This is a genomic window from Streptococcus sp. DTU_2020_1001019_1_SI_AUS_MUR_006 (assembly GCF_032340315.1).
Classification (GTDB): domain Bacteria; phylum Bacillota; class Bacilli; order Lactobacillales; family Streptococcaceae; genus Streptococcus.
The window spans coordinates 328,622-351,793 of the sequence record NZ_CP135436.1 but is presented as its reverse complement, the minus strand read 5'-3'; the positions used below and the strand labels follow the sequence as shown (position 1 = coordinate 351,793).

Below are 23,172 nucleotides of genomic sequence, written 5' to 3'. Positions count from 1 at the left end.
TGATTCTCCTCATAATGATGAAATTATTCGCCGAAGATTTCTTTTTGAAGGCGACGACCTGTAGGTGTGGCAGCGAGCCCCCCTTCAGCAGTTTCACGAAAGGCAGTTGGTAAGCTAGATCCTACTTGATACATGGCGTCAATGACTTCATCAACTGGAATTTTTGATTCGATACCAGCCAGAGCCATATCGGCTGCGATGAAGGCAAAACTTGCTCCCATGGCATTCCGCTTGACGCAAGGAACTTCAACCAAGCCTGCAACTGGGTCGCAAATGAGACCGAGCATGTTTTTGATAACGAAGGCAATAGCTTGGCTAGCTTGATAAGGCGTTCCGCCTGCAGCTAGGGTTAGGGCAGCGGCACTCATGGCTGAAGCTGAACCGACTTCGGCCTGGCAGCCACCTTCGGCTCCCGAGATAGAAGCGTTGTTAGCAATCACGAGTCCAAAAGCACCTGCAGCGAATAAGAAGTCTAGTTGTTGTTCATGAGTTAAATCCAACTTTTGAATAGCAGCAGTGAGAACTGCTGGAAGGCAGCCTGCACTACCAGCAGTAGGTGTTGCACAGACCAGTCCCATCTTGGCATTGTGTTCATTAACTGCGATAGCATTACGGGCTGCAGACAAGACAGTGAAGTCTGATAGGGTCTTTCCTTTTTTGATGTAGTGGTCGAGCTTGGCAGCATCTCCACCTGTTAAGCCACTACGAGATTTTTTTTCACTAAGACCAAGCTCAACTGAAGCTTTCATGACTTCAAGGTTGCGTTCCATGAGAAGGAGAACTTCTTCGCGTTCACGACCAGTCAATTCAAACTCAGTCCTAATCATGAGCTCAGCAACATTACCTTTAAAATCAAGTTCGGCTTGTTCGACTAATTCTTTGATAGAGTAAAACATATTTTCTCCTATTGAAAGAAATTGACATTATGCAAATGAGGAATTTTACGAATCTCTTCGATAGATTCATCACAGTTGCGACTATCAACTTCGATAATCATAATGGCTTTCTCACCAGCTTTTTCTCGGGTTACATTCATTTGGGCGATGTTAATGTCAAAGCGAGAGAGGGCCTCTGTTACATGAGCAATCATACCAGGAACATCCTGATGAACGATGATAATGGTAGGGGTGTTCATGTTGAGGGATACGGCAAAGCCATTGAGCTCTGTCACCTGGATATTACCACCACCGATTGAAATCCCTGTCACACTGATGGTCTTGTGCTCATTCTTAACAGTGATTTTCGTAGTATTTGGGTGAGGGGCGTTACTGTCTTTCTGGATGGTCCAAACAATTTTGATGCCACGCTTGTGGGCAATTTCTAAACTATTTGGAATTTCTGGATCATCTGTATCCATTCCTAAGATTCCAGCGACCAGGGCGAGATCAGTTCCGTGCCCTCGATAGGTTTTTGCAAAAGAATTAAAAAGCTGGAACTCGACCTCGGTTGGAGTATCGTCAAAGATAGAAGAGACGATTTTACCGATACGAACAGCTCCTGCCGTGTGACTACTAGATGGGCCAATCATGACTGGGCCAATGATATCAAAGACAGATTGAAAACGAAGTGATTGCATCTGTTTCCCCTTAAAAAGATTCTTAACTCTATTATATCAAAGATTAGATGCAAGCGCTCAATTCCATGGTAAAATATCTAAAATCCCCATAAAGCCTATAAAATCAGGCCTTTTGTAACAAAAAGAGGCTATTTAAGCGAAATAAAACATAGTCTTGTAACATTTCTACATAAAACCGTCAAGAAACAGTAATAATAGTAGGATATGATGGAAATATAAGAAAGAAGGAGAATCTTTTAATATGAAATCAACAACTAACAAAATTAAAACAGGACTTGTAGGAGTAGCAGCAGCGCTTGCTTTCCTTGCACCATCACTTACTTTTGCACAAGAAACAACAACTTACACAGTAAAATCAGGTGACACTCTATCAGGAATCGCTGAAAAATACAATACAACTGTTGAAAAATTGGCAGAAAAAAATAAGATTAAAGATATTCATTTGATCTATGTAGACCAAGTATTGGTTATTGATGGTGAAGCACCAGCAACTTCAACTACTTCAGCTGCGACAGCAGAAGCTCCAGTAGCAGCACCTGCAGCTACTGAAACCACAACTTATGAAGCGCCAGCAGCAAGTGTAACTGTAGCAGAAGAAACTGTTGCTACAACAGAAACTTCAGCATCAACTTCAACTGTAAGCGGATCTGAAGCAGAAGCTAAAGAATGGATTGCTCAAAAAGAATCAGGCGGTAGCTACACAGCTACAAACGGACGTTACATCGGACGTTACCAATTGACAGATTCATACTTGAACGGTGACTATTCAGCAGAAAACCAAGAACGTGTAGCAGATGCCTACGTTGCAGGACGTTACGGTTCATGGACTGCAGCTAAGAACTTCTGGCTTAACAACGGTTGGTACTAAGAACCAACTAGCAGAATAAGATGCAAAAGTCGAGGGATTTCCTCGACTTTTTTTATATTTCCTTTGCTTGATAACAGGTCTCTACTTCCTTTTTGAGGTGAGATAGCATTGAGGTTTCATCAGTTAACTCCAGAAGGGAGAAGCCCTTTTGAATAAGATGATCATTACTAGTACAAATACCTATTCGAACATGAGTGATTGCCAAAATATCGTATCTTTTCTTTTTCTTAGCATCCTCTAGTAAGGTGTAGCAGATTTGTTGACAGGTATTTTTATCTTGATTGTACAAGTAGATGGTGGACAGATTGAGTAGGATTGTCATTCGCAGTTCATATAAATGTTGATAGTTTTTATATTCTTCCAAGCGCTGCAAGATTTGTTCAGTGATGAGGTGAAGGTGTTCGATGGGAAAGCTAAAAAGTATGGTGTTGAGGATTTTTAGGTCGCTTTCATACCATGTATCTTGTTTTTCAATTTTTTCCCAAAGCTTTTTGACTGTTTGTTCCACTTGGATTGAAAGTTGTCCTGTTCCATGTTGACGGATATAAATGACAACTTCCAGCATATCTCTGATTTCCTCTATAGGGAGATCGTGATGAATCTTGAGATAGTCTTGGCATGTTTCAAATAAATTGACTAGACTCCTAGTACCAAAGATGGAACTCGTATTGAGATAGGTTTGCATGATTTCTGTTCGCTGGCTTGGCTGATAGAGATGGCAGATGTATTCAAACTCTTCAAAACTCATATTGATTTGACGGAGAAGAAACTCCATGTTTTCATATTTGGGAGTCGCCTTGCCACTTTCAAACTTGGAAAGGCTGGTTCTTGAAAGGACCTTTCCACAGACCTCTTCTTGGGTCAATCCTTTTGACTCACGGATGTCTTTATATACTTTTCCGAAATCATAGCGCATGATTTCCTCCTTTTCGTGAAAAAAGTTAACAGTAAATAGAATTCTATTAAACATATTGTATCATAAGAATATAGAAAGTAAATATGGGGTATCATGTAGCTAGAAAATAATAGATTGGAGGTTGTTTCAATGCGTAAAAATAGAGATATATTTCGGGTAATCATTGTCTTTGTGGTAGGGGTTATGTTGATTCTAGCAACCCCAGTGTTATTTAGAGTTGTTATAGAACTACTGTCAAAATAAAATCTGCATTGAGTAGATTCATTAGGATCTCAAATCTTTACATGTTTCATCAATTTCTTTTAGTTAGAAGTCCGATTTTTTATTTACCATATTTATATTCATAGAAATTCTAGTCAAGAAAGTAAAGTGGATATCATGAGAAGAAAATAAGAAAGGTGATTTTATCTATAGTAGGTAGAATCTAAAAAAAAATTATGACTCATTTAAAATTTTATATCAAATCCGTTCTTTGTTCATTGGTATTGTTTATCCTTTTAATTCTTTTTATTAAAAATATATATTATCCTGTTCTAAAGATAACTATTGAAGTTATTCTGTCGTTTTCGATAGGTAGTCTTTGTTATGCCATTTTTTGTAAAACAAATCGAGCTGCTTTCCTGCCAATTTCGGTTATTTTATTTTTGATGACTCTCTATTTGCTGGGAGGATAGTATTTTAGCAGGAATTTTGTCAGTTTGCATTTTTTCTTGGAGAAATTCTGACGATTGAAATCTTAGTGGCTTTAAGTGGAGTAAATTTGCTATCAAGATTTTTCAAAAAAGAGAAGTCAATTGATTTGCTTGTGGATTATAAAGATGGAAGGTAAAATTGGGATATTTAAAATGAAACATTTTTTTGCAGGAATTGGTGAGATAAGATTTATTAGTTATCTATTGTCTCTATGTGTAGGACTAGCCCCTCTTTTTCATATATATGTTATAGGTTCTGAAATGAGTTTTATGAAAATAGTGTTATCTATTTTGGGAATTATATTTGTTTGTATTTTAACTATTGCACGAATTTATAGGTGTTTTTTCTATAAAGAATAGTTTGGAATGAAAAAGTGTCTTATGCTAGAGCTTGGTAGATTATCAGCCTCTTCCTTGTCTTCTCCAACCAAGCATGTTATAATGAAAACTGCTCAAACGACCTTCAATCGTGAAGCACACACGACCTTCAATCGTGAATAAACGAATAGATGGGAGAACTACCATGAGTGATAACTCTAAAACACGTGTTGTCGTGGGGATGAGTGGTGGTGTCGATTCGTCAGTGACGGCTCTTTTGCTTAAGGAGCAGGGCTACGATGTGATCGGTATCTTCATGAAGAACTGGGATGACACAGATGAAAACGGCGTCTGTACGGCGACCGAAGATTACAAGGATGTGGCTGCGGTGGCAGACCAACTGGGCATTCCTTACTACTCTGTCAACTTTGAAAAAGAGTACTGGGACCGCGTCTTTGAGTATTTCCTAGCGGAATACCGTGCAGGGCGCACGCCAAATCCAGATGTTATGTGTAACAAGGAAATCAAGTTCAAGGCCTTTTTGGACTATGCTATGACCTTAGGCGCAGACTATGTAGCGACTGGGCATTATGCTCGAGTTGTGCGTGATGAGGATGGCATCGTTCACATGCTTCGTGGTGTGGACAATGGCAAGGATCAGACCTATTTCCTCAGTCAACTTTCGCAAGAACAACTCCAAAAAACCATGTTCCCACTGGGACATTTGGAAAAACCTGAAGTACGAAAAATAGCTGAAGAAGCAGGACTTGCGACGGCTAAGAAGAAAGACTCGACAGGGATTTGCTTTATCGGAGAAAAGAACTTTAAAGAATTTCTCAGCAACTACCTGCCAGCTCAACCTGGTCGAATGATGACTGTGGATGGTCGCGATATGGGTGAGCATGCTGGTCTGATGTATTATACGATTGGTCAGCGTGGGGGACTCGGTATCGGTGGTCAACACGGTGGTGACAATGCCCCTTGGTTCGTTGTCGGAAAAGATCTGAGCAAGAATATCCTCTATGTCGGCCAAGGATTCTACCATGATTCGCTCATGTCAACCAGCCTTGAGGCTAGTCAAGTCCACTTTACCCGTGACATGCCAGAGGAATTTACGCTAGAATGCACAGCCAAATTCCGCTATCGTCAGCCTGATTCTAAGGTGACAGTACATGTCAAAGGAGACAAGGCAGAGGTCATCTTTGCGGAGCCACAGCGTGCGATCACACCAGGACAGGCAGTTGTCTTTTACGATGGTGAAGAATGTCTCGGTGGTGGTTTGATTGACAATGCCTACCGCGATGGTAAGGTTTGTCAGTACATTTAGATTGACAAATTTTCTCAATTTGCTACAATAATAAAAGCAATAGAAATGATGGTCAAAGCTCATGGATGTTGCAGGCTTTTTTGTCCTGCACTTCTTTGGAGTTTTGACTGTTTTTGTGTCGTTTAGAGGAAAGGAAAAAGATGATTCAACAAGACTTTCGGACAAAAGTAGAAAATACGGTTTTTGGAGTTCGGGCGACAGCCTTGATTGTCCAAAATCACAAGCTTCTAGTTACCAAAGACAAGGGCAAGTATTACACTATTGGTGGTGCGATTCAAGTCAATGAGAGAACGGAAGATGCGGTAGTCCGTGAAGTGAAGGAAGAACTGGGTGTCAAAGCTCAAGCTGGGCAACTAGCTTTTGTAGTTGAAAATCGTTTTGAACAAGACGGTGTCTATTATCACAATATCGAGTTTCATTATCTAGTGGATTTGCTTGAAGATGCCCCGTTGACCATGCAGGAAGATGAGAAAACGCAACCCTGTGAGTGGATTGACTTGGACAAGTTTGAGGATATTCAGCTGGTTCCAGCCTTTTTAAAGACAGCCCTACCAGATTGGGACGGACAATTACGACACATCCATCTTAACGAATAGGAGAGAAAATGATGGTTAAGCTTATTGCCCATGTACTTGTTCATAGTGGTGGTGATTATTTACTCATTCAGCGTTCGGAAATTAAAAGAGGACAACCCAACGTTTATCCGACTTACTGGGATATTCCTGGTGGCGGGGTTGAAAAGGGTGAACTTCCGCGAGATGGAGCTCTTAGAGAATGTATTGAAGAAGCGGGAGTTAGGCTAGATAGCAGTTCGCTCAAACTTCTTCACGAAGATAGTCAACTGGATACCTCTAAGGATACGGTCTTTACTCGCTTAGTTTATAAAGCAGAGTGGGTTGGGGAGAAGCCAATTATCAGATTAGATCCTGAAGAGCATACACACTTTAAACGGGTTACTATGGCTCAAGCTCTAGAGGAGGAGAAGTTAGTTCCTTATTTGCGAGAAATTTTTGAAAGGTTAAGAAATGACATATAATTTTACTGAAGAATACGATATTATTGTAATTGGTGCGGGACACGCTGGGGTTGAGGCTTCCTTAGCTGCTAGTCGTATGGGTTGTAAGGTTTTACTTGCGACTATCAACATTGAAATGCTGGCTTTCATGCCTTGTAATCCCTCTATCGGTGGTTCTGCCAAGGGGATTGTTGTGCGTGAAGTCGATGCCCTAGGTGGCGAGATGGCTAAGACCATTGACAAGACTTACATCCAGATGAAGATGCTCAACACAGGGAAGGGGCCAGCTGTCCGTGCCCTTCGTGCGCAGGCTGACAAGGAGCTTTACTCTAAGGAGATGCGCAAGACGGTTGAAAATCAAGAAAATCTGACCCTTCGTCAAACCATGATTGATGAGATTTTGGTGGAAGATGGCAAGGTTGTCGGTGTCCGTACAGCGACCCATCAAGAATATGCTGCTAAGGCCGTTATCGTGACGACAGGGACTGCCCTCCGTGGGGAAATCATCATTGGAGACCTTAAGTATTCATCAGGTCCTAATCACAGTCTAGCTTCTATTAACCTTGCTGACAACCTCAAGGAATTAGGACTCGAAATTGGTCGTTTCAAGACAGGAACCCCTCCACGTGTCAAGGCTTCTTCAATCAACTACGATGTGACCGAGATTCAGCCAGGAGACGAAGCGCCTAATCATTTCTCATACACTTCACGAGATGAGGATTATGTCAAGGACCAAGTGCCATGCTGGTTGACCTACACCAATGGTACCAGTCATGAGATTATCCAAAACAACCTCCACCGTGCGCCTATGTTTACAGGTGTGGTCAAGGGAGTGGGGCCTCGTTACTGTCCATCGATTGAGGATAAGATTGTTCGCTTTGCGGATAAGGAACGTCACCAACTCTTCCTTGAGCCAGAAGGTCGCAATACAGAGGAAGTTTATGTTCAAGGGCTTTCAACCAGTCTTCCTGAGGATGTCCAACGTGAGCTGGTTCATTCTATCAAAGGTTTGGAAAATGCAGAAATGATGCGTACAGGTTATGCCATTGAGTACGACATGGTCTTGCCTCATCAGTTGCGTGCAACGCTTGAAACCAAGAAAATCTCAGGACTTTTCACAGCTGGTCAGACAAATGGCACATCTGGTTACGAAGAGGCAGCAGGCCAAGGGATTATCGCGGGGATCAACGCAGCTCTGAAAATCCAAGGCAAGCCTGAGTTAATTTTGAAGCGCAGTGACGGTTATATCGGAGTGATGATTGATGACTTGGTGACCAAAGGAACTATTGAACCCTACCGTCTCTTGACTAGTCGTGCTGAATACCGTCTCATTCTCCGTCATGACAATGCCGATATGCGTTTGACTGAGATGGGACGTGAGATTGGACTTGTGGACGATGAACGCTGGGCTCGCTTTGAAATCAAGAAAAATCAGTTTGATAATGAAATGAAACGTCTCGACAGCATCAAACTCAAGCCAGTCAAGGAAACCAATGCTAAGGTTGAAGCGATGGGATTCAAGCCGTTGACAGATGCGGTGACAGCCAAGGAATTCCTTCGTCGCCCAGAAGTCTCTTACCAAGATGTGGTGGCTTTCATCGGACCTGCTGCTGAAGAGTTAGATGACAAGATTATCGAATTGATTGAAACAGAAATCAAGTACGAAGGCTATATCTCAAAAGCCATGGATCAGGTTGCCAAGATGAAACGCATGGAAGAAAAACGCATTCCAGCCAACATCGACTGGGATGACATTGATTCCATTGCGACAGAAGCTCGCCAGAAGTTCAAACTCATCAATCCCGAAACTATCGGCCAAGCCAGCCGTATTTCGGGAGTAAACCCAGCAGATATCTCCATTCTTATGGTGTATCTTGAAGGTAAAAATCGAAGCATTTCAAAAAATTTAGAAAAAAAGGCAGACTAAAGACAAAGTGCTGAATTCTCTTTTAGGGAATTCATTTTTTTTAATAGATTGCTTCTCTTTTTTCGAATAAAGAGAAAAGGAGAAGATATGATAACAGTAGAAGAAAAAAATTTTTTAGAAGCCTATAAAAAGGCGTCTTTTCACCGTTTTTATGAGATTGAACGCTTCGCTAGTCTCTATAAAAAGCTGAATAAATGTCCTCAGCAGGCTGACAAGAACTAGACTTTTTGATATACTAGAACAAATCAAAATCTAGGAGAGAATGAATGAACGTATATGGCAGATTAGAAGACGAACCAACTCCAACTTGGACTGGAAATCAAGAAAATTCAGCTGGGGGAGAGGAGCGAGAAGAGTTTGAAACACGACAATCTGCTCGCTTACCATTGTTTAAAATCTTAATTTGGAGCACTTTAGCGGTACTTGTATCTGTAGTTCTTCCTTTTGTGCTAGGATTGACCAGTCCAGAGCAGGCTCAGGATTTCTATATTGGATGGGCCATGCACCAAGGAGGAGAAATCTACACAGACTATTTTGGAACGAGTGGGCTCCTCTATTACTTTTTACAGTATCTAAGCAAGGGTAGTATTTTGTTTGCAGCCTTTACTTGGCTTGCTTTAGTGGGCGCTGGAATTTTTCTTTTTCGTTCAACTTATGACTTGACGAAAGAGGACGAGCAGTCGCGACAAGTGTTGACGATTTTTTACCTTCTTGCTGGAGGACTTAGCTTTGGTGGTGGCTATGCCACAATTCTTGCCCTTCCATTCTTATTCTACGCTCTAAATTTAGTCACAACCTATTTGGCAGAATCTAATCATGACAAAGGTTTCTTACGTATCGGGATGAGTTTGGCGCTTGCCTTCTTCTTGGCACCTCTAGTCACAGTTCTATATACTCTGGTCTTATTCTTTGCTTTGTTAGCCTTTAATATTGGGCGTGGTTACTGGGCTCGCGGCTTTTATCAATTTCTTGCGGTTGGTCTAGGATTTTTACTCCTCTTTTATCCAATCGGTTACTACACAGTTTACAAAGGGAGCTTCGGGAGTGCCATTAGCCAAATTCTCTATCCAATTGATAGTTTGAATTTTATGTCCAATCCAGTCTTGCTAGAAAATCTCCTTTTTTATGGATTGTTAACAATTGGTCTTGGAGGATTGACCCTGGTGTCTGCAGGCTTTTTCCAGTCTAAACCAAGCAAACAATACGTCTTATCCATATTTGCTGCGCTTGCTCTTGTACTATCACTAAGCTTGGAAATTTTCTCTACTGAACCGATCCATGGAAGTCGTCTAGCTGAGTTGCTTCCTTTCTTGTCTATTTTACTATTGACTCGAATTCGTGCTAATGATACAGAAGGAGTGAGTCGTCGTAGAAGATATAGCGAAGCCCCTTCGGTATGGGCAATCTTCCTTAAAGGGAATGCTTACCTGCCTATCTTGGCCCTGACTTACCTATTCTTGGCCCCTCTACTAGCGCGCTATGTCCTTCACTCAGAACAATATCAAGAACGAACTCGTATAGAAACTACGGTTAAAGGACAAACACAGGCAACCGATCGTATTTATATATGGGATGATCTTACGAATGGTTATAAGACTAGTGAACGTTTAGCAGCTAGTCAGTTGCTATCACCAAAATTATATACTGGCCTTGATGCAAATCGTAGCAAACTTGTCAATGATTTACGTGATAATCAGCCTAAAGTGATTGTGGTCAATACCAAAACAGCTCTCTGGACAGAAGTAGAACAGCTTCTGGCAGAAAGTTATCAACCAGTTCAAAGTGAATTCAAAGACTTTAAACTTTACAAATTAAAATAAAATAATCAATATCTTGTGTATTTTTAAAAATTTTAGGATTTTTAACACAAGATATTGATTTTTCTTTTTAGAGTGGTATAATACTTTTTAGAAAGAACATTTTAGAAAAGAGCATGCATATGATTGCACTAGAAGAAAAAATTACAATTTTGCCAACTCTCTTCGTCGAGAAACGAGATGGGAGACGTGTTGTATTTGATGTGGACAAGATTGACAAGGCTCTCCACAAGGCGGCAGACAAGGTTATGGACGTGACACCCTTAGTCGAAAAGCGCCTTAATGCTCTGACTGAGCGTATTGTCAAAGAAATTCATAGTCGCTTTCCAAAGGGAGTTAAGATTTATGAAATTCAAAATATCGTAGAACACGAGTTGTTGGAAGCTAAAGAATATGCCTTGGCAGAGGAATATATCACCTATCGGACACAAAGGGATTTTGAGCGTTCAAAAGCAACAGATATTAACTTCAGTATCCATAAACTTCTCAACAAAGACCAGGCAGTTGTCAATGAGAATGCTAATAAAGATAGTGATGTTTTTAACACCCAACGTGATTTGACTGCAGGGATTGTTGGGAAATCCATCGGCCTTCAAATGCTTCCTAAGCACGTAGCTAATGCCCACCAAAAAGGGGATATCCACTATCACGATTTGGACTATAGCCCTTACACCCCGATGACTAACTGCTGTTTAATTGATTTCAAGGGCATGTTGGAAAATGGTTTTAAGATTGGGAATGCTGAGGTAGAGAGTCCTAAGTCTATTCAGACCGCAACTGCTCAGATATCTCAAATCATCGCCAACGTTGCATCAAGTCAGTATGGAGGCTGTTCAGCAGACCGTATTGATGAAGTCTTGGCTCCTTATGCAGAAAAAAATTACCAAAAACACCTCAAAGATGCGGAGGAATGGGTACTACCTGACAAGCGTGAGGAGTACGCCTGGAAGAAAACCCAAAAAGATATCTATGATGCCATGCAATCTCTAGAGTACGAGATTAATACCCTCTTTACATCAAATGGGCAAACGCCATTTACCTCTCTTGGTTTCGGTCTAGGAACCAGTCGTTTTGAACGTGAAATTCAAAAGGCTATCTTGAACATTCGAATCAAGGGGTTGGGATCAGAACATCGTACAGCTATCTTCCCTAAATTGATCTTCACTCTTAAAAGAGGACTTAACTTGGAGGAAGGTTCACCTAACTACGACATCAAACAGTTGGCTCTTGAGTGTGCAACTAAGCGCATGTACCCGGATGTCTTGTCTTATGATAAGATTGTCGAGTTGACAGGTTCCTTCAAGGTTCCTATGGGTTGTCGTTCTTTCCTTCAAGGATGGAAGGATGAAGATGGAGTTGAAGTTAACTCTGGCCGTATGAATCTAGGGGTGGTGACGGTCAATCTTCCTCGTATTGCCCTCGAATCAGAAGGCGACCTGAATAAGTTCTGGGAAATTTTCAACGAGCGCATGAATATTGCTGAAGATGCTCTAGTTTATCGTGTGGAAAGAACCAAGGAAGCCACTCCAGCTAATGCTCCTATCCTTTATCAATACGGAGCTTTTGGCCGTCGTCTTGGTAAGGAAGAAAGTGTTGACGAGCTCTTTAAGAATCGCCGTGCTACTGTTTCGCTTGGCTACATTGGACTTTATGAAGTAGCGACTGTCTTCTTTGATAATAATTGGGAAACCAATCCAGAAGCTAAAGAATTCACCCTTGATATCATTCGAGATATGAAACATCGAGTGGAAGAGTGGTCTGACCAATATGGATATCACTTTTCTATCTATTCGACACCATCTGAAAGTTTGACAGACCGTTTCTGTCGCTTGGATACGGAGAAATTCGGCTCTATTCCAGATATCACAGATAAAGAATACTACACAAATTCCTTCCATTATGATGTCCGCAAAAATCCAACACCTTTTGAAAAATTGGACTTTGAGAAAGTCTACCCAGAAGCGGGTGCATCTGGTGGCTTTATCCACTACTGCGAGTACCCAGTTCTCCAACAAAATCCAAAGGCTTTGGAAGCTGTTTGGGATTATGCTTATGACCGTGTAGGTTATCTCGGAACCAATACTCCGATTGACCGTTGCTACAAGTGTGATTTTGAAGGAGATTTTGAACCTACTGAGAGAGGATTTGCTTGTCCTAACTGTGGGAATAACGATCCTAAAACAGTAGATGTGGTTAAACGGACCTGTGGCTATCTTGGGAACCCACAAGCCCGTCCGATGGTTAATGGAAGGCACAAGGAAATTGCTGCGCGTGTGAAACACATGAACGGTTCTACAATTAAAACGGCAGGACATGAAGTAAGAAATTAGAAAGAGATAGAATGGGAAAATATCAATTAGACGATAAGGGCAAGGCTTTGGTTCAACGGTTCCACGAGAAACATTCAAAAGGTGGAAGCAATAGAAAAGACCGAGTGGCTAGCCTAAGAGAGCAATTTTTAAATAAGAATAAGAAAAAGTGAGAGTCCGCTCTCGCTTTTCTCTTAGTTGGAGGTAAAGATGATACTACGCAAACCGACATTGGCAGATAAAGAAACAGTTTTAGAGATGATGGCAGAGTTTGAACAGAGCCAGTCAGCCCATGATGGCGGATTTTGGGATGCTGAGAATTTTGATTATGAAGAGTGGTTGGAGACAAATATGCAAAAAGAAATGGGAATAAATTTGCCTGAAAATCGTGTTCCTTCTATTCAATTTGTATCATTTGATGCTGTAGGTCGTGCTCTAGGATTTTTGAATCTGCGATTGAGACTAAATGAGGGCTTGCTGAATCATGCAGGCCACATTGGCTATTCCATTCGTCCATCTGAAAGAGGTAAGGGTTATGCGAAAGAATCCCTCCGACAAGGTCTACAAGTTGCTAAGGGAAAGAATATCAAACGAGCGCTTGTGACTTGTAGCACAGAAAATCCTGCCAGCCGAGCTGTTATCTTAGCTAATGATGGAGAGTTGGAGGATGTTCGAAATGGAACGGAGCGCTATTGGATAGACTTGGAGTAGAAGGATGACATGGAATACACCAAAACCAGGCGAGTGGAAGAGTGAAGAACTCAGTCAAGGGCGCATCATTGACTATAAGGCTTTTAACTTTGTCGATGGAGAGGGAGTGCGCAATTCTCTCTATGTAGCAGGCTGTATGTTTCACTGTGAAGGTTGCTACAACGTAGCGACCTGGTCTTTCAATGCTGGCATTCCCTATACACCAGAGTTAGAAGAACAAATCATGGCAGATCTTGCCCAACCCTATGTTCAAGGATTGACTTTATTAGGAGGAGAACCTTTCCTCAATACAGGAATACTCTTGCCTCTCGTGAAACGTATCCGGAAAGAATTGCCAGAAAAAGACATCTGGTCTTGGACAGGCTATACTTGGGAAGAGATGATGCTCGAGACACCAGATAAGCTAGAACTCTTGTCTATGATTGATATTCTTGTCGATGGACGGTATGATAAAAGCAAGCGTAATCTCATGCTTCAGTTCCGTGGCTCTTCCAACCAACGGATTATCGATGTACAAAAATCTCTGCAAAGTGGAAAAGTAGTTATTTGGGAGAAACTAAACGATGGGAAAGAAAGCTATGAACAGGTGAAGAGAGAATGAAGAAAAAAGAGTTAATAGAAAGACTAGTATCAGAAATAGAGTCGGGAAAAGTAAAAACGCTAGGTATCTACGGGCATGGAGCATCAGGAAAAACAACTTTTGCTCAAGAATTGTTCCAAGTTTTAGATTCTGAAAATGTAAATTTACTAGAGACAGATCCCTATATTACTTCGGGTCGACATTTAGTAGTACCTAAAGAGACACCAGACCAAAAGGTAACAGCATGTTTACCAGTGGCACATGAGCTAGCAAGTTTACAAAGAGATATTCTCGCCTTGCAAGCGGGTATGGATGTCTTGACAATCGAAGAACCTTGGAAGGCTAGTGAGGTCTTATCGGGAGCAAAACCAATTCTGATAGTCGAAGGGATGTCTGTGGGTTTTCTACCAAAGGAACTCTTTGATAAAACTGTTTGTTTCTACACGGATGAAGAGACAGAATTAAAGAGACGTCTAGCTCGAGATACGACTGTGAGAAATGGCGATACATCCTTTATATTGGCTAGTCAGCAGATGAGACGAGAGCAGTATCTACGATACTATAAAACAACCGAGTCAATGGCAGATATCTTGGTAGATCAATCAGGAAATCAATTTATCATCAAATATTAATCATTTATTTTATATTTATTTTATAAGAAGAAAAGCTTAAAATTAATTTCCAGGCAGAGAGTAATTTCGTCATTCATAAAAAGAAAACAGTTTCATTCGAAAAATTTAAAAAAACTTGTCAAATCCCTTGCAATCGCAAGGGCTTTGTGTTATTCTATTATGGTGCTGCAAATTACAGCCTTAGCTTTGATGCAAGAGGTTGCGACACGCTCGGTTGCATTGCCACGCAACGCGCGTCGGTTTTCTTGTGGAGCTAGCCTATTATCTTAAATAGACGAAAAGGAGAAAAAGATGGCAAACAAAAAAATCCGTATCCGTTTGAAAGCTTACGAACACCGTACGCTTGACACAGCGGCTGCTAAAATCGTAGAATCAGCTACTCGTACAGGTGCAGAAGTTGCAGGTCCAATCCCACTTCCAACTGAACGTAGCCTCTACACAATTATTCGTGCGACTCACAAATATAAAGACTCTCGCGAACAATTTGAAATGCGTACACACAAACGTTTGATCGATATCATCAACCCAACTCAAAAAACAGTTGACGCTTTGATGAAATTGGATCTTCCAAGTGGTGTAAACGTAGAAATCAAACTTTAATCTAAAATATAAAAGAGCAAAAGCTGGTGTTTCAATTGAATTGAACACGGGCTAAACTCGGTGTGAAAAAGATAAACTTCCTAGTGTCTGCAAGACACTGCGTCAGTTTCCTATTTTCACTTAGAGTTTGACGCCCTTTGTATCTTAGACTTGAGCATAAAAAACGCTCGTTAAAAACTTTTTGAATAAAAAATATAGAAAAGGAACTATTTTCTCATGACAAAAGGAATCTTAGGGAAAAAAGTGGGAATGACTCAAATCTTCACTGAAGCTGGCGAATTGATCCCTGTAACAGTTATTGAAGCAACTCCAAACGTTGTTCTTCAAGTTAAAACTGTTGAAACAGACGGATACAACGCTATCCAAGTTGGTTTCGATGACAAACGCGAAGTATTGAGCAACAAACCTGCTAAAGGACATGTAGCGAAAGCTAACACGGCTCCTAAGCGCTTCATTCGTGAATTCAAAAACGTTGAAGGCTTGGAAGTTGGTGCTGAAATCACTGTTGAAACATTCGCAGCTGGAGACGTTGTTGACGTAACTGGTACTTCTAAAGGTAAAGGTTTCCAAGGTGTTATCAAACGCCACGGACAATCACGTGGACCAATGGCTCACGGTTCTCGTTACCACCGTCGTCCAGGTTCTATGGGACCTGTTGCACCTAACCGCGTATTCAAAGGTAAAAACCTTGCAGGACGTATGGGTGGCGACCGTGTAACAATTCAAAACCTTGAAGTTGTACAAGTTGTTCCAGAAAAGAACGTTATCCTTATCAAAGGTAACGTACCAGGTGCTAAGAAATCTCTTATCACTATCAAGTCAGCAGTTAAAGCTGGTAAATAATAAGGAAAGGGGAATACAGTCAAAATGGCAAATGTAACATTATTCGACCAAACTGGTAAACAAGCGGGCGAAGTTGTTCTTAACGATGCAATCTTTGGTATCGAACCAAACCAATCTGTTGTGTTTGATGTGATCATCAGCCAACGTGCTAGCCTTCGTCAAGGAACTCACGCAGTTAAAAACCGCTCAGCTGTTTCAGGTGGCGGACGCAAACCATGGCGTCAAAAAGGAACTGGACGTGCTCGTCAAGGTTCTATCCGCTCTCCACAATGGCGTGGTGGTGGAATCGTCTTCGGACCAACTCCACGTAGCTATGCGTACAAACTTCCTCAAAAAGTTCGTCGCCTTGCACTTAAATCTGTTTACTCAGAAAAAGTTGCTGAAAATAAATTTGTAGCCGTTGATTCTCTTGAATTTACAGCTCCAAAAACTGCTGAATTTGCAAAAGTTCTTGCAGCTTTGAGCATCGATTCTAAAGTCCTTGTTATTCTTGAAGAAGGAAACGAATTCGCAGCTCTCTCAGCTCGTAACCTTCCAAACGTGAAAGTTGCGACTGCTACAACTGCAAGTGTTCTTGACATCGCAAATAGTGACAAACTTCTTGTTACTCAAGCAGCTATCTCTAAAATCGAGGAGGTTCTTGCATAATGAATTTGTATGATGTTATCAAAAAACCTGTAATCACTGAAAGCTCAATGGCTCAACTTGAAGCAGGGAAATATGTATTTGAAGTTGACACTCGTGCACACAAACTTTTGATTAAACAAGCTGTTGAAGCTTCATTCGAAGGTGTTAAAGTTGCAAATGTTAACACAATCAACGTAAAACCAAAAGCTAAACGTGTTGGACGTTACACTGGTTTTACTAACAAAACTAAAAAAGCTATCATCACACTTACAGCTGATTCAAAAGCAATCGAGTTGTTCGCTGCTGAAGCTGAATAATCTAAGGAGGAAATATCGTGGGAATTCGTGTTTATAAACCAACAACAAACGGTCGCCGTAATATGACTTCTTTGGATTTCGCTGAAATCACAACAAGCACACCTGAGAAATCTTTGCTTGTTGCTTTGAAGAAACAGGCTGGTCGTAACAACAACGGTCGCATCACTGTTCGTCACCACGGTGGTGGACACAAACGTTTCTACCGTTTGGTTGACTTCAAACGTAACAAAGACAACGTTGAAGCAGTTGTTAAAACTATCGAGTACGATCCAAACCGTTCTGCAAACATCGCTCTTGTACACTACACTGACGGTGTGAAAGCTTACATTATCGCTCCAAAAGGTCTTGAAGTTGGTCAACGTATTGTTTCAGGTCCTGAAGCTGATATCAAAGTAGGTAACGCTCTTCCACTTGCTAACATCCCAGTTGGTACTTTGGTTCACAACATTGAATTGAAACCAGGTCGTGGTGGTGAATTGGTTCGTGCTGCTGGAGCTTCTGCTCAAGTATTGGGTCAAGAAGGTAAATATGTTCTTGTTCGTCTTCAATCAGGCGAAGTTCGTATGATTCTTGGAACTTGTCGTGCAACAGTTGGTGTTGTCGGAAACGAACAACATGGACTTGTTAACCTTGGTAAAGCAGGACGCAGCCGTTGGAAAGGTATCCGTCCAACAGTTCGTGGTTCTGTAATGAACCCTAACGATCACCCACACGGTGGTGGTGAAGGTAAAGCACCAGTTGGTCGTAAAGCACCATCAACTCCATGGGGCAAACCTGCTCTTGGTCTTAAAACTCGTAACAAGAAAGCGAAATCTGACAAACTTATCGTTCGTCGTCGCAACGAGAAATAATTTAAAACTAGTCGCTTAAGCAACTAGGACATTCCGCCAGCTCGGTAGCGCTCCTTGAGAGCGCAAGCCGCTGTGGTACAACATTTAAAGGAGAAAAAATAAAAATGGGACGCAGTCTTAAAAAAGGACCTTTCGTCGATGAGCATTTGATGAAAAAAGTTGAAGCTCAAGCTAACGACGAAAAGAAAAAAGTTATTAAAACTTGGTCACGTCGTTCAACGATTTTCCCAAGTTTCATTGGTTACACTATCGCAGTTTATGATGGACGTAAACACGTACCTGTTTACATCCAAGAAGACATGGTAGGTCACAAACTTGGTGAATTCGCACCAACTCGTACTTACAAAGGTCATGCTGCAGACGACAAGAAAACACGTAGAAAATAAGGAGAACATAAATGGCAGAAATTACTTCAGCTAAAGCAATGGCTCGTACAGTACGTGTTTCACCTCGTAAATCACGTCTTGTTCTTGACAACATTCGTGGTAAAAGCGTAGCCGATGCTATTGCAATCTTGACATTCACTCCAAACAAAGCTGCTGAGATCATCTTGAAAGTTTTGAACTCAGCTGTAGCTAACGCTGAAAATAACCTTGGTTTGGATAAAGCTAACTTGGTAGTATCTGAAGCATTCGCAAATGAAGGACCAACTATGAAACGTTTCCGTCCACGTGCGAAAGGTTCAGCTTCACCAATCAACAAACGTACAGCTCACATCACTGTAGCTGTTGCAGAAAAATAAGGAGGTAAAATCGTGGGTCAAAAAGTACATCCAATTGGTATGCGTGTCGGCATCATCCGTGATTGGGATGCCAAATGGTATGCTGAAAAAGAATACGCGGATTACCTTCATGAAGATCTTGCAATCCGTAAATTCGTTCAAAAAGAACTTGCTGACGCGGCAGTTTCAACTATTGAAATTGAACGTGCAGTAAACAAAGTTAACGTTTCACTTCACACTGCTAAACCAGGTATGGTTATCGGTAAAGGTGGTGCTAACGTTGATGCACTCCGTGCAAAACTTAACAAATTGACTGGAAAACAAGTACACATCAACATCATCGAAATCAAACAACCTGATTTGGATGCTCACCTTGTAGGTGAAGGAATTGCTCGTCAATTGGAGCAACGTGTTGCTTTCCGTCGTGCACAAAAACAAGCAATCCAACGTGCAATGCGTGCTGGAGCTAAAGGGATCAAAACTCAAGTATCAGGTCGTTTGAACGGTGCAGATATCGCCCGTGCTGAAGGATACTCTGAAGGAACTGTTCCACTTCACACACTTCGTGCAGATATCGATTACGCTTGGGAAGAAGCAGACACTACATACGGTAAACTTGGTGTTAAAGTATGGATCTACCGTGGTGAAGTTCTTCCAGCTCGTAAAAACACTAAAGGAGGTAAATAACCAATGTTAGTACCTAAACGTGTTAAACACCGTCGTGAATTCCGTGGTAAAATGCGCGGTGAAGCTAAAGGTGGTAAAGAAGTAGCATTCGGTGAATACGGTCTTCAAGCTACAACTAGCCACTGGATCACTAACCGCCAAATCGAAGCTGCTCGTATCGCCATGACTCGTTACATGAAACGTGGTGGTAAAGTTTGGATTAAAATCTTCCCACACAAATCATACACAGCAAAAGCTATCGGGGTTCGTATGGGATCTGGTAAAGGGGCACCTGAAGGTTGGGTAGCACCAGTTAAACGTGGTAAAGTAATGTTTGAAGTTGCTGGTGTATCTGAAGAGATCGCTCGCGAAGCGCTTCGTCTTGCAAGCCACAAATTGCCAGTTAAATGTAAATTCGTAAAACGTGAAGCAGAATAAGGAGAAGGCATGAAACTTAATGAAGTAAAAGAATTTGTTAAAGAACTTCGTGGTCTTTCTCAAGAAGAACTCGCGAAGCGCGAAAACGAATTGAAAAAAGAATTGTTTGAACTTCGTTTCCAAGCTGCTACTGGTCAATTAGAACAAACAGCTCGCTTGAAAGAAGTTAAAAAACAAATCGCTCGTATCAAAACAGTTCAATCTGAAGCGAAATAATAGACTAGGGAAGGAGAAATTTCAATGGAACGCAATAATCGTAAAGTTCTTGTTGGACGTGTTGTATCTGACAAAATGGACAAGACAATCACAGTTGTAGTTGAAACAAAACGTAACCACCCAGTCTATGGTAAACGTATTAACTACTCTAAAAAATACAAAGCACATGATGAAAACAATGTTGCCAAAGAAGGCGATATCGTACGTATCATGGAAACTCGTCCGCTTTCAGCTACAAAACGTTTCCGTCTTGTAGAAGTCGTTGAAGAAGCGGTTATCATTTAATCAAACCTGAAAGGAGAAAACTGAAATGATTCAAACAGAAACTCGTTTGAAAGTCGCAGACAACAGCGGTGCACGCGAAATCTTGACTATCAAAGTTCTTGGTGGTTCTAAACGTAAATTTGCGAACATCGGTGATGTTATTGTGGCATCTGTAAAACAAGCTACTCCTGGTGGTGCGGTTAAAAAAGGTGACGTTGTTAAAGCAGTTATCGTTCGTACTAAATCAGGTGCTCGTCGTGCTGATGGTTCATACATCAAATTTGACGAAAACGCAGCAGTTATCATCCGTGAAGACAAAACTCCTCGCGGAACACGTATCTTTGGCCCAGTTGCACGTGAATTGCGTGAAGGTGGCTTCATGAAGATCGTGTCACTTGCTCCAGAAGTACTTTAATTTTCACAGAGCAAAAACAAACAAACACAGTCCCCTGGCTTAGCCAGGGTGCCCATTGGGCGTAAGAATAAAAGGAGAAAAAAATGTTTGTAAAAAAAGGCGACAAAGTTCGCGTAATCGCTGGTAAAGATAAGGGAACAGAAGCTGTTGTCCTTACTGCCCTTCCAAAAGTAAACAAAGTTATCGTTGAAGGTGTTAATATCGTTAAGAAACACCAACGTCCAACTAACGAACTTCCTCAAGGTGGTATCATCGAGAAGGAAGCGGCTATCCACGTATCAAACGTTCAAGTTTTGGACAAAAACGGTGTAGCTGGTCGTGTTGGTTACAAATTTGTAGACGGTAAAAAAGTTCGCTACAACAAAAAATCAGGCGAAGTGCTTGATTAATCACGAAGGAAAGGAGAAGTATAATGGCAAATCGTTTAAAAGAAAAATATCTTAATGAAGTAGTTCCTGCTTTGACAGAACAATTCAACTACTCATCAGTGATGGCTGTGCCTAAAGTAGATAAGATCGTTTTGAACATGGGTGTTGGTGAAGCTGTATCAAACGCTAAAAGCCTTGAAAAAGCTGCTGAAGAATTGGCGCTTATCTCAGGTCAAAAACCACTTATCACTAAAGCTAAAAAATCAATCGCCGGCTTCCGTCTTCGTGAAGGTGTTGCGATCGGTGCAAAAGTTACCCTTCGTGGTGAACGTATGTACGAATTCTTGGATAAATTGGTTTCAGTTTCACTTCCACGTGTGCGTGACTTCCATGGTGTTCCAACAAAATCATTTGATGGACGCGGAAACTACACACTTGGTGTGAAAGAACAATTGATCTTCCCAGAAATCAACTTTGATGACGTTGACAAAACTCGTGGTCTTGACATCGTTATCGTAACTACTGCTAACACTGACGAAGAGTCACGTGCATTGCTTACAGGCCTTGGAATGCCTTTTGCAAAATAATATAGGAGGTATAACTAATGGCTAAAAAATCTATGATTGCTAAGAACAAACGCCCAGCGAAGTTCTCTACTCAAGCATACACTCGCTGTGAACGTTGTGGACGTCCACACTCAGTTTACCGCAAGTTTAAACTTTGCCGTGTTTGCTTCCGTGAATTGGCATATAAAGGTCAAATCCCTGGTGTAACAAAAGCATCTTGGTAATATCATGATACAAAGAGCGTAACAACCCCAGCAAAAATAGGAGATTTGGTGCAGGAGCGATGCTCCAAGACAAATCTATCTTTTTTGCCCAGGTTGTAGCTCGTGTTCAAATGAGATTATCTTGTTTGAATGTGTCAATACTATCTGAGCCCAGCTCAATCATTAACTAGCAAGTGCAACTTGCAAACTACTAGTAAGAGGAGAAAAATAAAATGGTTATGACTGACCCAATCGCAGACTTCCTAACTCGTATTCGTAACGCTAACCAAGCAAAACACGAAGTACTTGAAGTACCTGCATCAAACATCAAAAAAGGGATTGCAGAAATCCTTAAACGCGAAGGTTTTGTTAAGAACGTAGAAATCATCGAAGATGACAAACAAGGCATCATCCGTGTATTCCTTAAATACGGACCAAACGGTGAAAAAGTTATCACAAACTTGAAACGTGTTTCTAAACCAGGACTTCGTGTCTACAAAAAACGTGAAGACCTTCCAAAAGTACTTAACGGTCTTGGAATTGCTATCCTTTCAACTTCTGAAGGTTTGCTTACTGATAAAGAAGCACGCCAAAAGAACGTTGGTGGTGAGGTTATCGCTTACGTTTGGTAATATTTAGCTCCCAATTTCTTTGTGACTCGTCGTTATCGTCTCTTGCCTAACCCAAAGTTATGTCTGCTAGACTATGCCTAGATTCACTTTGAAATTGAAACCTAAATATTCCTTTAAATCGAGAAATCGATTTAACCCCGTGAAAACTGGCCAACATGGCCTGACAATTTAACAGGAGAATAAAAACATGTCACGTATTGGTAATAAAGTTATCGTGTTGCCTGCTGGTGTTGAAATCACTAACAATGACAACGTTGTAACTGTAAAAGGACCTAAAGGAGAACTTACTCGTGAGTTCTCAAAAGATATTGAAATTCGTGTGGAAGGTACTGAAGTAACTCTTCACCGTCCAAACGATTCAAAAGAAATGAAAACTATCCACGGAACTACTCGTGCTCTTTTGAACAACATGGTTATTGGTGTATCAGAAGGATTCAAGAAACAACTTGAAATGCGTGGGGTTGGTTACCGTGCACAACTTCAAGGATCAAAACTTGTTTTGGCTGTTGGTAAATCACATCCAGACGAAGTTGAAGCTCCAGAAGGAATTACTTTTGAACTTCCAAACCCAACAACAATCGTTGTTAGCGGAATTTCAAAAGAAGTAGTTGGTCAAACAGCTGCTTACGTACGTAGCCTTCGTTCACCAGAACCATACAAAGGTAAAGGTATCCGTTACGTTGGCGAATATGTTCGTCTTAAAGAAGGTAAAACAGGTAAATAATATTGAGTGGTTGATTTTCAGCCACCAATATCA

The 23,172-nt window shown here is 41.2% G+C and carries 34 protein-coding genes; 31 read left to right on the top strand and 3 right to left on the bottom strand.

The window, feature by feature from the left end:
* Positions 1-23 precede the first annotated feature (23 nt).
* Together sdaAA and sdaAB are read right to left on the bottom strand one after the other, a co-directional pair.
* The gene (sdaAA, locus tag RRU92_RS01800) at positions 24-896 is read right to left on the bottom strand and encodes an L-serine ammonia-lyase, iron-sulfur-dependent, subunit alpha (protein WP_315640166.1); all 873 of its coding nucleotides are present in this window, start codon (positions 894-896) and stop codon (positions 24-26) included.
* Positions 897-904: 8 nt separating this feature from the next.
* The gene (gene sdaAB / locus RRU92_RS01795; protein ID WP_001191178.1) at positions 905-1,576 is read right to left on the bottom strand and encodes an L-serine ammonia-lyase, iron-sulfur-dependent subunit beta; all 672 of its coding nucleotides are present in this window, start codon (positions 1,574-1,576) and stop codon (positions 905-907) included.
* 241 nt (positions 1,577-1,817) lie between these two features.
* Here sdaAB and RRU92_RS01790 point away from each other — a divergent pair, with 241 nt between their 5' ends.
* Entirely contained in the window at positions 1,818-2,444 is a 627-nt protein-coding gene (locus RRU92_RS01790; RefSeq protein WP_000843474.1) for a LysM peptidoglycan-binding domain-containing protein, read from the top strand.
* A 52-nt stretch (positions 2,445-2,496) separates the two neighbouring features.
* Here the strand turns inward: RRU92_RS01790 and RRU92_RS01785 are convergent, their stop codons facing one another.
* Positions 2,497-3,360, bottom strand: a complete 864-nt coding sequence (locus tag RRU92_RS01785; RefSeq protein ID WP_315640163.1) for a helix-turn-helix transcriptional regulator — start codon at positions 3,358-3,360, stop codon at positions 2,497-2,499.
* An 845-nt stretch (positions 3,361-4,205) separates the two neighbouring features.
* On the opposite strand from RRU92_RS01785, the gene RRU92_RS01780 reads away from it, so the two are divergent.
* The 30 genes from RRU92_RS01780 to rplF all read left to right on the top strand — a co-directional run bounded on the left by RRU92_RS01780 (position 4,206) and on the right by rplF (position 23,139).
* Complete coding sequence (locus tag RRU92_RS01780; RefSeq protein ID WP_315640896.1) at positions 4,206-4,412, top strand: hypothetical protein; 207 nt, start codon at positions 4,206-4,208, stop codon at positions 4,410-4,412.
* A gap of 6 nt (positions 4,413-4,418) precedes the next feature.
* Positions 4,419-4,553, top strand: a complete 135-nt coding sequence (locus RRU92_RS01775) for a hypothetical protein (RefSeq protein WP_315640935.1) — start codon at positions 4,419-4,421, stop codon at positions 4,551-4,553.
* Positions 4,554-4,575: 22 nt separating this feature from the next.
* A complete protein-coding gene (gene mnmA, locus RRU92_RS01770; protein ID WP_315640162.1) occupies positions 4,576-5,697 on the top strand; it encodes a tRNA 2-thiouridine(34) synthase MnmA in 1,122 nt (373 codons plus the stop codon).
* 140 nt (positions 5,698-5,837) lie between these two features.
* Positions 5,838-6,293 carry an NUDIX hydrolase gene (locus RRU92_RS01765; protein WP_194251812.1) on the top strand — a complete coding sequence of 152 codons (456 nt, stop codon included), beginning with the start codon at positions 5,838-5,840 and terminating at the stop codon, positions 6,291-6,293.
* Between the two features lie 8 nt (positions 6,294-6,301).
* Entirely contained in the window at positions 6,302-6,733 is a 432-nt protein-coding gene (locus RRU92_RS01760; protein WP_315640161.1) for an NUDIX hydrolase, read from the top strand.
* A complete protein-coding gene (gene mnmG, locus RRU92_RS01755; RefSeq protein ID WP_315640160.1) occupies positions 6,723-8,639 on the top strand; it encodes a tRNA uridine-5-carboxymethylaminomethyl(34) synthesis enzyme MnmG in 1,917 nt (638 codons plus the stop codon). Before RRU92_RS01760 ends, mnmG begins: the two co-directional genes overlap by 11 nt.
* Before the next feature lie 87 nt (positions 8,640-8,726).
* Positions 8,727-8,861, top strand: a complete 135-nt coding sequence (locus RRU92_RS01750; RefSeq protein ID WP_257374856.1) for a hypothetical protein — start codon at positions 8,727-8,729, stop codon at positions 8,859-8,861.
* A gap of 44 nt (positions 8,862-8,905) precedes the next feature.
* Positions 8,906-10,459, top strand: a complete 1,554-nt coding sequence (locus tag RRU92_RS01745) for a damage-inducible protein CinA (RefSeq protein ID WP_315640157.1) — start codon at positions 8,906-8,908, stop codon at positions 10,457-10,459.
* 119 nt (positions 10,460-10,578) lie between these two features.
* Positions 10,579-12,786 carry an anaerobic ribonucleoside-triphosphate reductase gene (gene nrdD / locus RRU92_RS01740; RefSeq protein ID WP_315640155.1) on the top strand — a complete coding sequence of 736 codons (2,208 nt, stop codon included), beginning with the start codon at positions 10,579-10,581 and terminating at the stop codon, positions 12,784-12,786.
* Between the two features lie 11 nt (positions 12,787-12,797).
* On the top strand, positions 12,798-12,938 hold the full coding sequence (locus RRU92_RS01735; RefSeq protein ID WP_315640153.1) for a hypothetical protein: 141 nt from the start codon (positions 12,798-12,800) through the stop codon (positions 12,936-12,938).
* A 37-nt stretch (positions 12,939-12,975) separates the two neighbouring features.
* Positions 12,976-13,476 carry a GNAT family N-acetyltransferase gene (locus RRU92_RS01730; protein WP_315640152.1) on the top strand — a complete coding sequence of 167 codons (501 nt, stop codon included), beginning with the start codon at positions 12,976-12,978 and terminating at the stop codon, positions 13,474-13,476.
* Between the two features lie 4 nt (positions 13,477-13,480).
* Positions 13,481-14,077 (top strand): anaerobic ribonucleoside-triphosphate reductase activating protein, encoded by a 597-nt coding sequence (nrdG, locus tag RRU92_RS01725; protein WP_315640150.1) that lies wholly within the window; start codon positions 13,481-13,483, stop codon positions 14,075-14,077.
* Positions 14,074-14,688, top strand: coding sequence for a phosphoribulokinase (locus tag RRU92_RS01720; protein ID WP_315640149.1), 615 nt, complete (start codon positions 14,074-14,076; stop codon positions 14,686-14,688). The genes nrdG and RRU92_RS01720 overlap by 4 nt, the downstream gene beginning before the upstream one ends.
* Before the next feature lie 291 nt (positions 14,689-14,979).
* Positions 14,980-15,288 (top strand): 30S ribosomal protein S10, encoded by a 309-nt coding sequence (gene rpsJ / locus RRU92_RS01715; protein ID WP_001284511.1) that lies wholly within the window; start codon positions 14,980-14,982, stop codon positions 15,286-15,288.
* Positions 15,289-15,504: 216 nt separating this feature from the next.
* Positions 15,505-16,131, top strand: a complete 627-nt coding sequence (gene rplC, locus RRU92_RS01710; RefSeq protein WP_000160197.1) for a 50S ribosomal protein L3 — start codon at positions 15,505-15,507, stop codon at positions 16,129-16,131.
* 24 nt (positions 16,132-16,155) lie between these two features.
* Positions 16,156-16,779, top strand: coding sequence for a 50S ribosomal protein L4 (gene rplD, locus RRU92_RS01705; protein ID WP_000024549.1), 624 nt, complete (start codon positions 16,156-16,158; stop codon positions 16,777-16,779).
* A complete protein-coding gene (locus RRU92_RS01700; RefSeq protein WP_075228993.1) occupies positions 16,779-17,075 on the top strand; it encodes a 50S ribosomal protein L23 in 297 nt (98 codons plus the stop codon). Before rplD ends, RRU92_RS01700 begins: the two co-directional genes overlap by 1 nt.
* Positions 17,076-17,092: 17 nt before the next feature.
* Positions 17,093-17,926, top strand: coding sequence for a 50S ribosomal protein L2 (gene rplB / locus RRU92_RS01695; protein WP_075228994.1), 834 nt, complete (start codon positions 17,093-17,095; stop codon positions 17,924-17,926).
* 104 nt (positions 17,927-18,030) lie between these two features.
* A complete protein-coding gene (gene rpsS, locus RRU92_RS01690) occupies positions 18,031-18,312 on the top strand; it encodes a 30S ribosomal protein S19 (RefSeq protein WP_000533766.1) in 282 nt (93 codons plus the stop codon).
* Between the two features lie 11 nt (positions 18,313-18,323).
* Positions 18,324-18,668, top strand: coding sequence for a 50S ribosomal protein L22 (gene rplV / locus RRU92_RS01685; protein ID WP_049548847.1), 345 nt, complete (start codon positions 18,324-18,326; stop codon positions 18,666-18,668).
* 12 nt (positions 18,669-18,680) lie between these two features.
* A complete protein-coding gene (rpsC, locus tag RRU92_RS01680) occupies positions 18,681-19,334 on the top strand; it encodes a 30S ribosomal protein S3 (protein WP_000529936.1) in 654 nt (217 codons plus the stop codon).
* A 3-nt stretch (positions 19,335-19,337) separates the two neighbouring features.
* Positions 19,338-19,751, top strand: coding sequence for a 50S ribosomal protein L16 (gene rplP, locus RRU92_RS01675; RefSeq protein WP_000960948.1), 414 nt, complete (start codon positions 19,338-19,340; stop codon positions 19,749-19,751).
* A 9-nt stretch (positions 19,752-19,760) separates the two neighbouring features.
* The gene (gene rpmC, locus RRU92_RS01670; RefSeq protein WP_000772918.1) at positions 19,761-19,967 is read left to right on the top strand and encodes a 50S ribosomal protein L29; all 207 of its coding nucleotides are present in this window, start codon (positions 19,761-19,763) and stop codon (positions 19,965-19,967) included.
* Positions 19,968-19,991: 24 nt separating this feature from the next.
* Positions 19,992-20,252, top strand: a complete 261-nt coding sequence (rpsQ, locus tag RRU92_RS01665) for a 30S ribosomal protein S17 (RefSeq protein WP_000440801.1) — start codon at positions 19,992-19,994, stop codon at positions 20,250-20,252.
* A gap of 25 nt (positions 20,253-20,277) precedes the next feature.
* Entirely contained in the window at positions 20,278-20,646 is a 369-nt protein-coding gene (rplN, locus tag RRU92_RS01660; protein WP_000616548.1) for a 50S ribosomal protein L14, read from the top strand.
* Between the two features lie 83 nt (positions 20,647-20,729).
* A complete protein-coding gene (gene rplX / locus RRU92_RS01655) occupies positions 20,730-21,035 on the top strand; it encodes a 50S ribosomal protein L24 (protein WP_000497691.1) in 306 nt (101 codons plus the stop codon).
* A 23-nt stretch (positions 21,036-21,058) separates the two neighbouring features.
* Positions 21,059-21,601, top strand: a complete 543-nt coding sequence (gene rplE, locus RRU92_RS01650; protein ID WP_000013542.1) for a 50S ribosomal protein L5 — start codon at positions 21,059-21,061, stop codon at positions 21,599-21,601.
* Positions 21,602-21,618: 17 nt separating this feature from the next.
* Positions 21,619-21,804 carry a type Z 30S ribosomal protein S14 gene (locus RRU92_RS01645; protein WP_001085699.1) on the top strand — a complete coding sequence of 62 codons (186 nt, stop codon included), beginning with the start codon at positions 21,619-21,621 and terminating at the stop codon, positions 21,802-21,804.
* Positions 21,805-22,016: 212 nt separating this feature from the next.
* A complete protein-coding gene (rpsH, locus tag RRU92_RS01640) occupies positions 22,017-22,415 on the top strand; it encodes a 30S ribosomal protein S8 (protein WP_000245504.1) in 399 nt (132 codons plus the stop codon).
* A 187-nt stretch (positions 22,416-22,602) separates the two neighbouring features.
* Positions 22,603-23,139, top strand: coding sequence for a 50S ribosomal protein L6 (rplF, locus tag RRU92_RS01635; protein ID WP_000086625.1), 537 nt, complete (start codon positions 22,603-22,605; stop codon positions 23,137-23,139).
* Positions 23,140-23,172: the final 33 nt, after the last annotated feature.

Coding starts and splice junctions, on each gene's coding strand:
- rpsJ (WP_001284511.1), top strand. CDS start 14,980: ATGGCAAACAAAAAAATCCGTATCCGTTTGAAAGCTTACGAACACCGT.
- nrdG (WP_315640150.1), top strand. CDS start 13,481: ATGACATGGAATACACCAAAACCAGGCGAGTGGAAGAGTGAAGAACTC.
- nrdD (WP_315640155.1), top strand. CDS start 10,579: ATGATTGCACTAGAAGAAAAAATTACAATTTTGCCAACTCTCTTCGTC.
- mnmA (WP_315640162.1), top strand. CDS start 4,576: ATGAGTGATAACTCTAAAACACGTGTTGTCGTGGGGATGAGTGGTGGT.
- rplE (WP_000013542.1), top strand. CDS start 21,059: ATGGCAAATCGTTTAAAAGAAAAATATCTTAATGAAGTAGTTCCTGCT.
- RRU92_RS01745 (WP_315640157.1), top strand. CDS start 8,906: ATGAACGTATATGGCAGATTAGAAGACGAACCAACTCCAACTTGGACT.
- RRU92_RS01760 (WP_315640161.1), top strand. CDS start 6,302: ATGATGGTTAAGCTTATTGCCCATGTACTTGTTCATAGTGGTGGTGAT.
- rplN (WP_000616548.1), top strand. CDS start 20,278: ATGATTCAAACAGAAACTCGTTTGAAAGTCGCAGACAACAGCGGTGCA.
- RRU92_RS01765 (WP_194251812.1), top strand. CDS start 5,838: ATGATTCAACAAGACTTTCGGACAAAAGTAGAAAATACGGTTTTTGGA.
- rpsQ (WP_000440801.1), top strand. CDS start 19,992: ATGGAACGCAATAATCGTAAAGTTCTTGTTGGACGTGTTGTATCTGAC.
- RRU92_RS01700 (WP_075228993.1), top strand. CDS start 16,779: ATGAATTTGTATGATGTTATCAAAAAACCTGTAATCACTGAAAGCTCA.
- RRU92_RS01645 (WP_001085699.1), top strand. CDS start 21,619: ATGGCTAAAAAATCTATGATTGCTAAGAACAAACGCCCAGCGAAGTTC.
- rpsS (WP_000533766.1), top strand. CDS start 18,031: ATGGGACGCAGTCTTAAAAAAGGACCTTTCGTCGATGAGCATTTGATG.
- rplC (WP_000160197.1), top strand. CDS start 15,505: ATGACAAAAGGAATCTTAGGGAAAAAAGTGGGAATGACTCAAATCTTC.
- RRU92_RS01785 (WP_315640163.1), bottom strand. CDS start 3,360: ATGCGCTATGATTTCGGAAAAGTATATAAAGACATCCGTGAGTCAAAA.
- RRU92_RS01780 (WP_315640896.1), top strand. CDS start 4,206: ATGAAACATTTTTTTGCAGGAATTGGTGAGATAAGATTTATTAGTTAT.
- rplD (WP_000024549.1), top strand. CDS start 16,156: ATGGCAAATGTAACATTATTCGACCAAACTGGTAAACAAGCGGGCGAA.
- rplV (WP_049548847.1), top strand. CDS start 18,324: ATGGCAGAAATTACTTCAGCTAAAGCAATGGCTCGTACAGTACGTGTT.
- mnmG (WP_315640160.1), top strand. CDS start 6,723: ATGACATATAATTTTACTGAAGAATACGATATTATTGTAATTGGTGCG.
- rpmC (WP_000772918.1), top strand. CDS start 19,761: ATGAAACTTAATGAAGTAAAAGAATTTGTTAAAGAACTTCGTGGTCTT.
- RRU92_RS01735 (WP_315640153.1), top strand. CDS start 12,798: ATGGGAAAATATCAATTAGACGATAAGGGCAAGGCTTTGGTTCAACGG.
- sdaAA (WP_315640166.1), bottom strand. CDS start 896: ATGTTTTACTCTATCAAAGAATTAGTCGAACAAGCCGAACTTGATTTT.
- RRU92_RS01720 (WP_315640149.1), top strand. CDS start 14,074: ATGAAGAAAAAAGAGTTAATAGAAAGACTAGTATCAGAAATAGAGTCG.
- rpsH (WP_000245504.1), top strand. CDS start 22,017: ATGGTTATGACTGACCCAATCGCAGACTTCCTAACTCGTATTCGTAAC.
- rplX (WP_000497691.1), top strand. CDS start 20,730: ATGTTTGTAAAAAAAGGCGACAAAGTTCGCGTAATCGCTGGTAAAGAT.
- RRU92_RS01775 (WP_315640935.1), top strand. CDS start 4,419: ATGAAAAAGTGTCTTATGCTAGAGCTTGGTAGATTATCAGCCTCTTCC.
- RRU92_RS01730 (WP_315640152.1), top strand. CDS start 12,976: ATGATACTACGCAAACCGACATTGGCAGATAAAGAAACAGTTTTAGAG.
- RRU92_RS01750 (WP_257374856.1), top strand. CDS start 8,727: ATGATAACAGTAGAAGAAAAAAATTTTTTAGAAGCCTATAAAAAGGCG.
- rplF (WP_000086625.1), top strand. CDS start 22,603: ATGTCACGTATTGGTAATAAAGTTATCGTGTTGCCTGCTGGTGTTGAA.
- RRU92_RS01790 (WP_000843474.1), top strand. CDS start 1,818: ATGAAATCAACAACTAACAAAATTAAAACAGGACTTGTAGGAGTAGCA.
- rplP (WP_000960948.1), top strand. CDS start 19,338: ATGTTAGTACCTAAACGTGTTAAACACCGTCGTGAATTCCGTGGTAAA.
- sdaAB (WP_001191178.1), bottom strand. CDS start 1,576: ATGCAATCACTTCGTTTTCAATCTGTCTTTGATATCATTGGCCCAGTC.